We start from the raw sequence: 12,730 nt of genomic DNA, 5'->3' as shown, positions 1-12,730 counted from the left end.
GCACTATCAACTGGGTTGGCTTAGCCATGGCAAAACTGCATATACGATGACCGCCAGCCGATCGCTGATCACGTGGCGATCACCACCATGGAGGGGGGCTGCCCATGAAGCACGCACGAAGGCGCCACAGCCGGTTGCGCACCCGGGTCGCCGGCACCACAGGACTACTGACCCTCGCCCTGGGCGCCGGGATCGCGCCGGCCACCGCCGCGGAGAAGGCCACCAGTACGCCCATGACCACTGCAGCGTCCTTGGACGACGCGGGGCAGGCCCCGGGCCAGTTGGTGGCCTTGGACGACGCGGCGCAAGCCCCGGGCCAGGCGGTGGGCTTGGACGACGCGGCGCAACACCCTCGCCGGGCGGCGTCCTTGAAGGTGGCGCCGGCCCCGGGCCAGCTGACTCTCCCCGCCCCGACCGGGCGTCATCGCGTCGGAACGGTCGATCTTCACCTGCGCGACTCGAAACGCATGGATCCGTGGGTGCCCGGACAGCAGCGCGAGCTGATGGTCTCGCTGTGGTACCCGGCCACGCACACCAGCCAGTACCCCGCCGCACTCCTCCCCAACAGCCAGCAGGTGCTGCCGGGCGGGGTGACCCTGCCCACCACGGCCGGGCACACCGGCGCCCCGGTCGCCCGCAAGGACGGCAAGCTGCCGGTGCTGCTGTACTCGCCCGGCGGCCGTGGGAACCGTGCCACGGGCACGGCCCTGGTTCAGGACCTGGCCAGCCGCGGCTACCTGGTCATCACCATCGACCACACCCACGACACCGGCGATGTGGTGTTCCCCGGCGGACGACATGAGCCGAGCATGCTGCCGCCAGGCACCAAATCGCGCGACTTGATCGACGTCCGGGCGGCGGACGCCCACTTCGTCATCGACCAGCTGGCCGAGATCGCCCGCGGCCACAACCCGGATGTGGAAAACAAGCCGCTCCCCCAGGGGCTGACCCAGGCCGTGAGCACGAAACACATCGGGATGTTCGGCGCTTCCCTCGGCGGCGGATCGGTGGCCGCTGCCATGGACGCGGACTCCAGGATCGACGCCGGCGTGAACCTGGACGGCCAGCTCTTCGGCTCGTCGGAATACAAGCGGCTCGACCGCCCCTACATGCTGTTCAGTTCCGAGCACCACAACCGCAACACCGACGGGAGCTGGGCGCGGCTCTGGGACCACCTGCACGGAGAGCGGCTCGACCTGAAGCTGCGCGGCTCCGGGCACAACTCCTTCGTCGACAACCAGGTCCTGTTCCCCCAGGCGCCGGGCGCATTCGGGATAACCCCGGAAGTAATGCAGCAGGCACTCGGCACGATCGACCCCAACCGCTCCATCGAGGTCCAACGCACCTACGTCGCCGCCTTCTTCGACAAGCACCTGCGCCATCGGAACAGCAACCTGCTCGACGGCCCCTCGCGCCACTACCCAGAGGTCGACTTCATTCGCTGAACCGACCGGACGTCACCGTCGGCCGCTGCCCGGCGTGACTCAGATCGAGGCGAATGGTGACGCCGTGCTGGTGCCCACGCGGCTCCACTGGGCCGATGCTGGCCGGGCCACTGTCATCACGGGCGGCTACCGGGGTACCGGCCTGCTCAACCCGCACCGCCGTGAATACGGCCAGGCCGAAGTGCCGGTGTGGAAGGAGGAGAGCTGGACGGTCGGGAAGCCGGTCCCGCGCACGGTGCGCGGGACCGGCTTCCCGTGGCTCGGTGTTCTCTTGGCTCAGTTCTTGCCGGTCACCGAGGCCCCGCTCCGGACGGGCAGTTGGCCGCTCCTGCCTCCTCGAGCGCCCGGTCGTAGGTGAGGCCGCGGTACGAGTAAGAGACATACTCGGCGAAGCCCTCGACCCACATCACAGTCGGAGTGGTCTGTCCTGCTGCGAAGTCGCCGTGCATGTCGAAGCGACCGTCGAGGTAGTGGGTGTACTCGTGGTTGAGATTCCAGATCTGGAAGGCGCCGTCCTGGGCCGGCTGCTCGTAGGCGATGAAGCGAGGCTGGTTGCCCTCAGCGGCCGGGTCGCCCTCCAGGTACATGCCGCCGTTGTTGGTGTCGATACCGAAGACGACACCGGCTTGACCGTCAGCACCGCGTCGCGCACGCGGTTCTGGAGGTCACAGGTGTCGTACTCGGCGCAGTTCTCCTTGTCGAACTCATCCGTCATCTCGGCGAGGCCGACCCAGAGCGGGGCCGTGCTGTTCCTCACGGAAGAGAGCCTTGGAGTCCTCACCGGACACGTTGAACAGCGTGTTGATGCAGGTGGTTTCCGACTGCTGGATCTGCTCGACCAGTTCAGTGCCCGTCTTCGAGGTGAAGTCGCTGACGTGACAGTCCGCCACAGCCTTCGCCGCGGAGCGGGCCTTCTTGCGTTCTGCGGCGTTCTGGGCCGCGGGTCCTGGAGGTCGACAATGGCATCCGCGTCGACGCCCACGCGCGCAGCTCGCATACGGACATCTATGCCGCTGGGGACGTCGCCAACGCCTTCCACCCGCTGCTCGGCAAGCACATCCGCGTCGAGCACTGGGCCAACGCCGTCAACCAGCCGCAAGTCGCGGCAAAGGCGATGCTCGGCCAGAACGTAACGTACGACCGCCTTCCGTACTTCTTCACCGACCAGTACGACCTGGGCATGGAGTACACCGGCTATGTCGAGCCCGGCGGCTACGACCAAGTGGTCTTCCGCGGCCGGAGGGACACCCGCGAGTTCATCGCGTTCTGGCTCGCCGAGGGCCGCGCCCTGGCCGGGATGAACGTCAACGTCTGGGACGTCGCCGACCCGATCCGAGCCCTCGTCACCTCCGGTCGGGCGGTCGACACAAAGGAACTCGCCGATACCCGTGTCCCCCTGACACACCTTCTCAGGCGCCCCGACGGAACCGGCTGATCGCCAAGGACGTGCCGGGACAGCCTTCCCGTCGGCCCGTACCCCGGCCCGATGCGCGACGATCAGAGAGCCGTCGGCTCGCGGCTCACCGGCGGCGTATTACTTCGACCTCTTCAAGCTGCCCTGTGGCGACGTCGAGGACGAACCCACGTACGGATTCGCGGTGGGGGAGGTAGGGACTCGACCTGACGCGGCTGATGGACCGTTGTACGTCGACCACCACGTCGTGGAAGGATTCCTCCGGCCAGAGGGGCCGGAGACCATCCTCACTGCGGATCGGCTCCTTGAGCCTGTAGCCGGGGTAGGTCAGCATCCGGCAGTCAGTGTGGTGGATGAGGATGATCTCGTTCGTTCCCAGCAACTGCTGGCTCACCGCCAGCGATCGGATAACGTCGTCGGTGATCACTCCCCCTGCATTGCGAATCACGCTGGCCTCCCCCTCCTTCAGGCCGAGGACGGCGTAGATGTTCAGCCGCGCATCCATGCAGGCCACAACGGCGACTTGCTGGGAGGGTTCCATCGGAAGCGGGCCGGTGAAACGAGACGCGTAGGCCCGATTGTTCACGAGATACTGCTCAGTGACCGACATCTTTTGCTGCCTTTCCACAGTGGTCTTGGCGCGGATGGGCTGTGGACGCAGTGTTCTCCGGCTTCGCACACCCACCCGCCCCGCGTGGAGGGCTGTGCCGATACTGGCCTGCAGCCAGCGCCCGGCCGCGCCATAGCCTGGGCGACAACTACGTCCCTCACTTCGATGATCACCCCGAATGCGACTGGTGCCACATAGGCAGCCGCACCGCTCGATGCCATCCATAGCCGCCGGATTCGTGACCGTGTATTCCAAGCGTGCCGCACGCTCGCACTGGTGTTGAGCAGCATTCATTCTTGCGTCGGGGCGAAACGAAGACCGTCGGGTTTGCGGCGGCGGGCGGGCTGGGGGAGTCTGGACAGGTGATTCGTCGGCGTGAGGCGGCCCGTGCGTCCGGCGCGCCACTGACGTCGCGCGCCGAGAGCGCTGCCGAGTCTTCCCCAAGAGGTGCGGTCAGAGCGCCGATGGTCTATGTGGTCGCAGCGACCGTGCCCGTTGTGCTGCTCGAGTTGATGATTGATGACCGCACGGTGCGACTCATCCCCTTGCTGATGCTGCTTCCCGCGTTCCCGGCTGCGGTCGGAACGGTGCGGGAGACCGGCTATGCGGTGGGCTGGGTGCTGATAGTGATCACCGCAGTTCTGCTCTACCGGCCGCTCCCCTCGTCGTACGACTACGGGATTGTCATGGTGCTGGCCTTCGTGCTCGGCGGGCTGTGCGTGGTGACCTGCCACTGGCGGATCCGGCGGGAGCGGGAGTTGCTGCGAGTACGGTCCACGGCTGTCGCGCTCCAACGGCAGATGCTGCGGTCCCTGCCGATCCTCACCGACCGGGTGATCGTCGACGGTGTGTACCGGCCGGTCGAGGCGGACAGACTGGTGGGCGGAGACGTCTACGACGGCACCACCGGCGCCTTCTATCCCCTCGAAGAGCGCCTACAGGAATGGGCGGATATTTCCCCCTGGGAAGTCGCCGACCATCTGACCGAAGACCTTGGCCGCCACACCGCAGGCATACAGCGGGACGACATCACTGCACTCGTCGTCCGCAGGACTGACGGAACTGGCGCTCCTCGGTAAGGGCAGCACACGACACGGCTTGGAGGCCTCCGCAATGACGAACGCCGCCACTCCCGCACCGATTGTGGTCGGCACCGACGGCTCTCCCGCCTCCGAGCCGGCCCTGCGCTTCGCCCTTCAGGAGTCACAACTGCGCGGGACCGGGCTCCGCGCCATATGCGCGTACGACTTCACCATCAGGTACGGCGGTTTCCAGTGGCCTACTGCCTCCGGTTTCCACGACCTGGACACCCAGCTGCGCGATACCACGTTGGAGGCGGTTACCAAGGCGCTGGAGGAGGCCCGGGAACAGGTCGGCGGTGCGCCGGTGGAGCTCGAGATCAGAGTCGAGGCGGGCCGTCCGTCGCAGGTCCTGTTGGACGCGAGCGAAGACGCCTGCCTCCTGGTGGTCGGCAGCCGGGGCTCGGGCGCATGGGGGCGCCTCACCCTGGGCTCCACCAGCACCGAGGTCGTGCATCACGCCCACCTCCCGGTCGTCGTCGTGCCCGGCGGGCAGCCGGGCCGGCCGTCGTGAATGACTCACTTGCCGCCACACCGGCACGGGTGGGCGGCTACGCGGAGCTGCGGGACTACGCGGTGATCGGGGACGGCCGCTGTGTCGCGCTCCTCGCCCGCGACGGAGCGGTGGACTGGCTGACCTCGCCAAAGGCTGCCCCTTGCCGCTGCTCACCGCAACCAAGCAGCCCGAGATCAGCGAAGCCGAGGTCCTTGCCGAGATGCTCCGGAGCTGACAGCGGGGGCAAACGGTACCGGGGTCCGCTCGCACCCTCACTGTGCTCGGGCAGGGCATCGTGTTCTCGGGCAGCACTCACGCAGAAATCGGTCGACAATGGGTGTGACCGAGTCCAGCGAGATGATCGTTGCATCTTGAGGCCGCTTATGAATGATCAACTGCCGCAGATGAACGGTCCGCCACCCGTCGCAGGGCTGGTAGGCGAGAGCTTCGTACCCGTCACGGATGAGGTGGCGTGGGCAGCTGTGTCTCCACGGCAGATCACCCCCGAAGAGTGGCAGCGGTTCGAGGACTACCTCAGGGAGATCTTCGGGGCGCTGGGTCTGGCCGCCGGCTCTGCGGCCACGGCGGACACTCCCCGCCGCTTCCTGCGCGCCCTGTTCGACGCCACCAGCGGGTACGAAGGCGACGAGAAGCTGGTCACCGCTTTCGAGACCGAATGCCACGGCGGTTCGGACTGCCGGATCAGCCAGATTGTCGAAGGGCCCATCCCGTTCTTTTCCCTCTGCGAGCACCACGCTCTGCCGTTCTTCGGCAAGGCGTACGTCGGCTACATCGCCCATGAGCACATCCTCGGACTGTCCAAGCTGACCAGGCTGGTGCGGCTGTTCGCCCGTCGATTCTCGATGCAGGAGCGCATCGGCCGCCAGCTCGCCGAATCGCTGCAGCAGATCCTGCAGCCCCACGGTGTCGCGGTCCACCTGGAAGCGGTGCATCTGTGCACCCAGATGCGCGGAGTACGGGAGATCGAGTCCAGCACCCGTACCACCCACTGGCGGGGTACCTACGACGACGATCCGCAACTACGCGGCGAATTCTTCACGTTGTGCGGCCAACACGGCCTGGCCGGACATGGCTGAGGAGAGCACCGTCCACCCCGCCGGCGGAACACAGACAGGCTCACTGGAGCCCCTGGAGCTGCTGTACGAGGAGGCAGGGCAGCCCCGCTTCGGCCTCCCTGCGAAGCTCGGCACAGCGTACGGCGGGGATATGGGCTTCACACCACCGTGCGTGTACGCAAACTTCGTCACTTCACTTGACGGAGTGGTCGCCCTCGGCCCCGAATACCCCTCCTCCGGCTCGGCGATCAGCGGGCGTGCATCGGCTGACCGCTTCGTCATGGGACTGCTGCGCGCATGCGCCGACGCCGTACTCATCGGAGCCGGCACGCTCCGGGCCACGCCCGGCCACCAATGGACACCTGACCACGTCTGTCCGCAAGCCGCCCCCGACTTCGTCGAGCTACGGCGCAGCCTGCGACGCACCACTCAGCCAGAACTGGTCGTGGTCACAGCAAGCGGCGACGTGCCCACCGAGCACCCAGCACTGCAGTCGGGCGCGCTCGTGGCCACCACCGCGGAGGGAGCCCGCCGACTGGAGGGACGTCTGCCGCCAACATGCGCAATACTCACCGCGGTCTCCGCCCTCCGTATGTCCGACGTCCTCGCGGCTCTCCACGCCCAGGGACACACCACGGTGCTCACCGAGGGCGGGCCGCACCTCATCGGTCACCTCCTCGGCGAGGGCTTGCTGGATGAACTGTTCCTCACGACGTCCCCAGTGCTCGCCGGCCGGGACGGCACATCCCGACCCGGGGTGGTCGCCGGGCTCGAACTGCTGCCGAACCGGCCGACGGGGGCGGACCTGATCAGCGCCCGGCGCCGGGACTCATATCTGTTCCTCCGCTACCGCCTTCGCACCCCACGCGGCAACCCAGTACCGTCCAAGTGACGTAGGCCAAGGTTGATCCGCCGAACCCCTGACTCCCGGTGGGCAATGCGGATCCTCCCGTTCATACCGCTCCGGACACCTCACGCCGCGTACAGTCGCGATCACCGGGCATCCGCGGAGCAGATCAGACAGCAGGTGGGCGCCGTCGAGACGAGCGCTCGCCCGCACGTGTGCTACCAGGCTGATCATGGCCACGAAAGTCGGTCAGGAGCCCAGCATCGGAGCAAAACAGCGCCCGAACTGCCCGACGCACCGTAACGCTGCTGGTCACCGCGTAATAAGCCACGCGCAGGATCCAGTGCCTGCCGCGGTCGATCGCCCCGAGCATCCGCATCGTTGCCTGATGACAACTCGTGTGAGTCGGGCGAGGGACGTCTGCTGGGCACTCGTGCTCCTCGTCAATACGCCGTACTGGACGCCGTCACTATGGCGGTCATGGTGGCTGACCTGGCAGGCTCCCGACGGGTTCGCACGAGCTGTCGCCGATAGAATGGGCGAGCCGGAACCATTGCAGCAGGGCACGCCGCTGTCCATTTGCTGAGGAAGGGGCGGCCGACTGATCTGGAAGGACACCATTATGGCCAAACAGATCACGTATCGCAGGGTCTATGAGGAGACCGCGCCCAAGGACGGCAAGCGCGTGCTGGTCGACCGGGTCTGGCCCCGGGGCATGCGCAAGGAGGACGCGCATCTGGACGAGTGGCTGCGTGGTGTCGCCCCGTCGAGCGAACTGCGCAAATGGTACGGCCACGAGCCCAGCCGCTTCACCGAGTTTCGCCGCCGCTACCTGGCAGAGCTGCGCGACGCCGGGCACCGCGAGGCGGCGGGACATCTGCGTGACCTGGCGGCACACGACAAGATCATGCTGCTGACCGCCACCAAGGATGTCGACCACAGTCAGGCCGCCGTTCTCGCCGAGTGGCTGACCGAGAGCCGGTGACCGCACGCGAGGCGCCGGCGATTGCGGCCACCGTTCACGCGAACTCGCCTTTGCGCAGGCCGCGAACGGTAAGGGCTGGGCCTCTCCGCCGCACCCTGCCGGGCATCTCGCGCTGTCCGCAGACGTGAAGAGGAATCGCCATGCGAACGAACATCATCCGGCACGAGAGCATGATGGTGAGCTACGACGTGGTCAACGGCTGGACCGTCCTCGAGGCCGACGGTGAGGTGGACGCCAACACCGCCCCCATGATCCGGGAGGCAGTGATCAAGCTCCTCGATGAGGGACACCGCCACTTCGTCCTGGATCTGGGCTTCGTCACCTTCCTGGATTCGATGGGGCTGGGCGTGATCGTGGCGATGACGAAACGCATCCGTGAACACGAAGGCTCACTGCGTTTCGCTTCCGTCCCCGGCCGAATACTCAAGCTCTTCGACCTGAGCGGCATGCGCGAAAGCTATGAAACCCATCCGTCCGCATCGGAAGCGACGCACTCCGCTCCCTCGCCCGGCAGCCTCGCGCACTGGCCGCACCCCACCTCCGGCTGAGGAACGCCCGGGCCGCTGAGTTGGCCCTCCCGTTCCCGTCGAAGCGGTGTGGCGGCCGGTTCCCCGGCGCGCCGCTGGGTACGGTCATGAGTCTGGCGGATTCCCGGGGTCACTGCGGGTGGGCCCGGTGCCCGTGCGGGGTCCACCCGCACGAACTGCTCCGCTCCCCGTGCGGCGCGGCCCGCCCGGGGACCGCGCGGCACGGAAGGGCCGGACAGCCGACGAGAGTCGGCCCCCGGACTCACAGAGAGATGCACCGCCATGTCACTGAACACCTTCGGCGCTCAGGCGAGGCTGTCGGCTGTGGGGAGCTCGTGGTCCGTCTTCCGCCTCGACGCGCTCGCGGGAACCGCCCGACTCCCGTACAGCCTGAAGGTGCTGCTGGAGAACCTGCTGCGTAACGAGGACGGCCGCGCCGTCACCGCCGAGCAGGTCACCGCGCTGGCCGGCTGGGACCCGCGCGCGGAGCCCGCGACCGAGATCCAGTTCACCCCTGCGCGGGTTCTGATGCAGGACTTCACCGGCGTGCCGTGCATCGTCGACCTGGTCGCGATGCGGGAGGCAACGGCTGAGCTCGGCGGCGACGCGACGCGGATCGGCCCACTACGACCGGTCGAGTTGGTCATCGACCACTCGGTGATCGCCGACCACTTCGGCACCCCGTCGGCATTCGACCGCAACGTCGAGCGGGAGTTCCAGCGCAACGCCGAGCGCTACCAGTTCCTGCGCTGGGGGCAGAGCGCCTTCGCCGGCCTGCGGGTCGTGCCGCCCGGCACCGGTATCTGCCACCAGGTCAACCTCGAACACCTCGCGCGCGTGGTGTTCGAGAAGGACGGCACCGCCTTCCCCGACACTCTGGTGGGCACCGACTCGCACACCCCGATGGTCAACGGGCTGGGCGTGCTCGGCTGGGGCGTGGGCGGCATCGAGGCGGAAGCGGCGATGCTCGGCCTGCCGGTCAGCATGCTCATCCCGCGCGTCATCGGCGTGAAACTCACCGGTGCGCTGCCCGAGGGCAGCACCGCCACTGACCTGGTCCTCACCATCGCCGAGAAGCTCCGCGCGCACGGCGTGGTCGGCACCTTCGTGGAGTTCTACGGCCCCGGCGTGGCCAACGTCCCGCTGGCCAACCGGGCCACCATCGGCAACATGAGCCCCGAGTACGGCGCTACCTGCGCGATCTTCCCCATTGATGACGAGACACTGTCCTACCTGCGGCTCACCGGCCGCGCCCGCGAACACATCTCCCTGGTGGAGGCGTACGCGAAGGAGCAGGGACTGTGGCACGACCCCGGCCACGAGCCCGTCTACTCGCAGACTCTGGAGGTGGATCTTTCGGCGGTGGTGCCCTCGATTGCCGGGCCCAAGCGCCCTCAGGACCGCATCAATCTGGCCGATGCCCCGCGTGCCTTCCGTGCCGTCCTGGGCGGCTACGTCACTTGCGAGCCGGCGCCGGTCGGCGTGGATGCGAGCGGTATGGAGTCCTTCCCCGCCTCCGACCCCGTGGCGGTGACCGGCAACCGCCCGGGCGACAGCCCGGCCTGCTTCGACACAGGTCCCGCCGCAGAGCCTGCCGGCCCGCTGAGCCCCACCCCGGTCACCCTGGCCGATGGCACCCGGGCCGAGATCGGGCACGGCGTGGTGGTGATCGCCGCGATCACCTCCTGTACCAACACCTCCAACCCACAGGTCATGGTCGCCGCGGCGCTGCTGGCCAAGAAAGCCGTCGAGCGCGGCCTGCGGTCCAAACCCTGGGTGAAGACCAGCCTTGCACCGGGGTCGAGGATCGTCATGAACTACTTCGAACGCGCAGGACTTGTTCCGTACTTGGACGCGCTCGGCTTCGACCTGGTCGGCTACGGCTGCACCACCTGCATCGGCAACTCCGGCCCGTTGATCAGTGAAGTCTCCCGGGCCGCAACCGACGCCGACCTCGCGCTGGCGTCCGTGCTCTCCGGCAACCGCAACTTCGAAGGCCGCATCCACCCCGAGACGAAGCTGAACTATCTGGCCTCACCGCCGCTGGTGGTCGCCTACGCGCTGGCCGGATCAATGGCCATCGACCTCACCCAAGAACCGCTGGGCACCGGCAACGACGGCCGGCCCGTCCACCTGCGCGACATCTGGCCCACCCAGGACGAAATCCAGCAGGTGATCTCCACCAGTCTGCGGCCGAGCATGTTCACCGACGGCTACGCTGACCTGTTCACCGGCGACGAGCGGTGGCAGGCCCTGCCCACCCCCGAGGGCGACCTGTTCGCCTGGGATCCCGCCTCGACATACGTGCGCAAGCCGCCCTACTTCGAGAACATGCCCCGCCGACCGCAGCCACCCGGCGACATCACCCGCGCCCGGGTACTGGCCCTGCTCGGCGACTCGGTCACCACCGACCACATCTCCCCGGCCGGCACGATTGAACGGTACTCACCGGCGGGCGAGTACCTGCAAGCCCACGGCGTCGCACCCGAGAACTTCAACTCCTACGGCTCCCGGCGCGGCAACCACGAGGTGATGATCCGCGGCACCTTCGCCAACGTCCGACTGCGCAACCTGCTTGCCCCCGAAACCGAGGGCGGCTACACCCGACACCTACCCGACGGCGAACAGACCACCATCTACCAGGCGGCGATGCGGTACGCCGCCGAGGACGTCCCCCTCCTGGTCATCGCCGGCAAGGAATACGGCTCCGGATCGTCGCGCGACTGGGCCGCCAAAGGGACCGCGCTGCTCGGCGTCAGAGCCGTCCTGGCCGAATCCTTTGAGCGCATCCACCGCTCCAACCTGATCGGGATGGGCGTCCTGCCGCTGCAATTCGCTCCCGGCGACAACGCCCACTCCCTGGGCCTGACCGGTGAGGAAAAGTACACCGTCCATGGGCTGGCCGAGCTGCCCCACGAGGTCACCGTCGAGACGGAAGGGCCCGGCGGCACCACTCGATTCACCGCACGCGTGCGCCTGGACACCCCTACGGAAGCCGACTACTACCGGCACGGCGGCATCCTGCCCTACGCCCTGCGCGCCCTGCTCCCCACATGACACTGCGTCGAGAGCCGCACCGCGATCTTTCCGAGCCTTAGGCCGACTCCTGGCGGGCCGGCGGCGATGTCGTCGCCCGCCTCCGCTGCCGGAGCAGGCGGTGGTGGCGGTGCAGCGAAGCGATAGCCATGCCCGTCGCGCCTCGCGAATAAGTCGTCGGACACCAATGGCACGTGGCCGAGCGCGTCGCCCGCCGCCTTGTCGCCCATTGGACCGGTGTGACGTGCTGCTTCATCCTCGGTTTGCCTGACGAGACGTAGGAGGCTTGACGCCACCGTGCGCCTCCGGCACCTGAGCCGGTTGAGGACGGTGCGTTGTGCGTCAGGTGGCGTCCCCCAGGTAGCGCTCGCCGATGCGGTGCCGGAGAGCCTCCATCTGTTCGCTGAGGACGCGGCAGGCTCCGAGAAAGAGGTCGTCGACGAACCGGAAGCAAGTGACCATGTACTCGTCGTGCAGCTCGTCGACTTCTCCGCATCATGAGCTCGCAGTACGGCACACCTACGGCTCACCAGCCGTGACCCGGGCAGATAGCGCTGGTGGAGGCTACGCCAAAGAAACAGGGACTGTGAGCCGCGGGGCTGGGCCGCCTGGGGCCTGGTGCCGCCGACGAGCCCCGCCTCACCCGGCCTGTGTACCGGAGTCCGTCACCTCGATGGTCGGACGGACGATGACGACCGGACACGTGGCGTGCAGCGCACACTGCTGACTCACGGAACCCAGCAGCGCTCGAGGGAATCCGCCCAGCCCCCGGCTGCCCACCACCAGAGCCTCGGCTCCCTCCGCCTCACTGAGCAGCACCTCGACGGGATGGCCCTTCACCAGACGGCATCTGGGCAGCACGGGACTCGCCAAGAACCTCTTGCACCTGGTTGACGAGGTCACGCTCGGCGATGGTTCTGTCGAAAGTAGGGTCCACCGCGGGTGCGGCCAACCCGTACATCCAGGGAAGCTCCTAGGCAGCCACCGCTACCACATCACCGCCGCTCAGCTCGGCATATTGGACCGCCCACCGCAGCGCGGCATGCGACGAAGGCGAGCCGTCGACACCCACCACGACGTTCGGGGCCGAGTCTCGTTTCACCATGAAATTTGCCCCTTCTGCTCTCATACGCGTCCACAGTGGGTGACACAGGGGCGATCCGCCATACAACCGCAGCCGACAGGTACACCCCGCCGATCCGGCGAGCGGTTGGG

At 67.6% G+C, this 12,730-nt stretch carries 10 protein-coding genes and 4 pseudogenes; 10 read left to right on the top strand and 4 right to left on the bottom strand.

Annotated features, from left to right (window positions below; genetic code table 11):
* The first annotated feature begins 104 nt into the window (after nucleotides 1–104).
* Together ABZ851_RS31810 and ABZ851_RS31805 are read left to right on the top strand one after the other, a co-directional pair.
* Nucleotides 105–1,445, top strand: a complete 1,341-nt coding sequence (locus ABZ851_RS31810) for a hydrolase (protein WP_361134945.1) — start codon at nucleotides 105–107, stop codon at nucleotides 1,443–1,445.
* A gap of 109 nt (nucleotides 1,446–1,554) precedes the next feature.
* Nucleotides 1,555–1,681 (top strand): annotated as a pseudogene (locus tag ABZ851_RS31805) (IS5/IS1182 family transposase); the annotation flags it as partial.
* Nucleotides 1,682–1,771: 90 nt separating this feature from the next.
* Here ABZ851_RS31805 and ABZ851_RS31800 read toward each other — a convergent pair.
* Nucleotides 1,772–2,205, bottom strand: a pseudogene (locus ABZ851_RS31800) (collagenase); the annotation flags it as partial.
* A complete protein-coding gene (locus ABZ851_RS31795) occupies nucleotides 2,150–2,335 on the bottom strand; it encodes a M9 family metallopeptidase N-terminal domain-containing protein (RefSeq protein ID WP_361134942.1) in 186 nt (61 codons plus the stop codon). The gene ABZ851_RS31795 and the pseudogene ABZ851_RS31800, both read right to left, overlap by 56 nt.
* A gap of 56 nt (nucleotides 2,336–2,391) precedes the next feature.
* Here ABZ851_RS31795 and ABZ851_RS31790 point away from each other — a divergent pair.
* Nucleotides 2,392–2,880, top strand: a pseudogene (locus ABZ851_RS31790) (oxidoreductase C-terminal domain-containing protein); the annotation flags it as partial.
* Between the two features lie 85 nt (nucleotides 2,881–2,965).
* Here the strand turns inward: ABZ851_RS31790 and ABZ851_RS31785 are convergent.
* The gene (locus ABZ851_RS31785) at nucleotides 2,966–3,469 is read right to left on the bottom strand and encodes a carbonic anhydrase (RefSeq protein ID WP_361134939.1); all 504 of its coding nucleotides are present in this window, start codon (nucleotides 3,467–3,469) and stop codon (nucleotides 2,966–2,968) included.
* A gap of 497 nt (nucleotides 3,470–3,966) precedes the next feature.
* Here ABZ851_RS31785 and ABZ851_RS31780 point away from each other — a divergent pair, with 497 nt between their 5' ends.
* The 7 genes from ABZ851_RS31780 (at nucleotide 3,967) to ABZ851_RS31750 (ending at nucleotide 11,536) form a co-directional block, all read left to right on the top strand.
* Complete coding sequence (locus ABZ851_RS31780; protein WP_361134936.1) at nucleotides 3,967–4,548, top strand: hypothetical protein; 582 nt, start codon at nucleotides 3,967–3,969, stop codon at nucleotides 4,546–4,548.
* A 34-nt stretch (nucleotides 4,549–4,582) separates the two neighbouring features.
* A complete protein-coding gene (locus ABZ851_RS31775; RefSeq protein WP_361134933.1) occupies nucleotides 4,583–5,062 on the top strand; it encodes a universal stress protein in 480 nt (159 codons plus the stop codon).
* A gap of 464 nt (nucleotides 5,063–5,526) precedes the next feature.
* A complete protein-coding gene (locus tag ABZ851_RS31770; RefSeq protein ID WP_361134930.1) occupies nucleotides 5,527–6,141 on the top strand; it encodes a GTP cyclohydrolase I in 615 nt (204 codons plus the stop codon).
* The gene (locus ABZ851_RS31765) at nucleotides 6,134–7,012 is read left to right on the top strand and encodes a dihydrofolate reductase family protein (RefSeq protein WP_361134927.1); all 879 of its coding nucleotides are present in this window, start codon (nucleotides 6,134–6,136) and stop codon (nucleotides 7,010–7,012) included. Before ABZ851_RS31770 ends, ABZ851_RS31765 begins: the two co-directional genes overlap by 8 nt.
* 577 nt (nucleotides 7,013–7,589) lie before the next feature.
* The gene (locus ABZ851_RS31760; RefSeq protein WP_361134924.1) at nucleotides 7,590–7,952 is read left to right on the top strand and encodes a DUF488 family protein; all 363 of its coding nucleotides are present in this window, start codon (nucleotides 7,590–7,592) and stop codon (nucleotides 7,950–7,952) included.
* A 140-nt stretch (nucleotides 7,953–8,092) separates the two neighbouring features.
* Nucleotides 8,093–8,500, top strand: a complete 408-nt coding sequence (locus ABZ851_RS31755) for an STAS domain-containing protein (RefSeq protein WP_361134921.1) — start codon at nucleotides 8,093–8,095, stop codon at nucleotides 8,498–8,500.
* Nucleotides 8,501–8,761: 261 nt separating this feature from the next.
* Nucleotides 8,762–11,536: an aconitate hydratase gene (locus ABZ851_RS31750; RefSeq protein ID WP_361134917.1), complete on the top strand. Its 2,775-nt coding sequence runs from the start codon at nucleotides 8,762–8,764 to the stop codon at nucleotides 11,534–11,536.
* Nucleotides 11,537–12,154: 618 nt separating this feature from the next.
* Here the strand turns inward: ABZ851_RS31750 and ABZ851_RS31745 are convergent.
* A pseudogene (locus ABZ851_RS31745) lies at nucleotides 12,155–12,620 on the bottom strand (universal stress protein).
* Between the last annotated feature and the right edge of the window lie 110 nt (nucleotides 12,621–12,730).

This window comes from Streptomyces sp. NPDC047049 (genome assembly GCF_040643995.1).
In the GTDB taxonomy this organism is placed as follows: domain Bacteria; phylum Actinomycetota; class Actinomycetes; order Streptomycetales; family Streptomycetaceae; genus Streptomyces; species Streptomyces mooreae.
This window is presented reverse-complemented; position numbering and strand designations above follow the sequence as displayed.

What these genes read in the sequence shown, in the direction of transcription:
- ABZ851_RS31750 (WP_361134917.1), top strand. Translation starts at nt 8,762, where the DNA reads ATGTCACTGAACACCTTCGGCGCTCAGGCGAGGCTGTCGGCTGTGGGG.
- ABZ851_RS31785 (WP_361134939.1), bottom strand. Translation starts at nt 3,469, where the DNA reads ATGTCGGTCACTGAGCAGTATCTCGTGAACAATCGGGCCTACGCGTCT.
- ABZ851_RS31765 (WP_361134927.1), top strand. Translation starts at nt 6,134, where the DNA reads ATGGCTGAGGAGAGCACCGTCCACCCCGCCGGCGGAACACAGACAGGC.
- ABZ851_RS31810 (WP_361134945.1), top strand. Translation starts at nt 105, where the DNA reads ATGAAGCACGCACGAAGGCGCCACAGCCGGTTGCGCACCCGGGTCGCC.
- ABZ851_RS31755 (WP_361134921.1), top strand. Translation starts at nt 8,093, where the DNA reads ATGCGAACGAACATCATCCGGCACGAGAGCATGATGGTGAGCTACGAC.
- ABZ851_RS31775 (WP_361134933.1), top strand. Translation starts at nt 4,583, where the DNA reads ATGACGAACGCCGCCACTCCCGCACCGATTGTGGTCGGCACCGACGGC.
- ABZ851_RS31760 (WP_361134924.1), top strand. Translation starts at nt 7,590, where the DNA reads ATGGCCAAACAGATCACGTATCGCAGGGTCTATGAGGAGACCGCGCCC.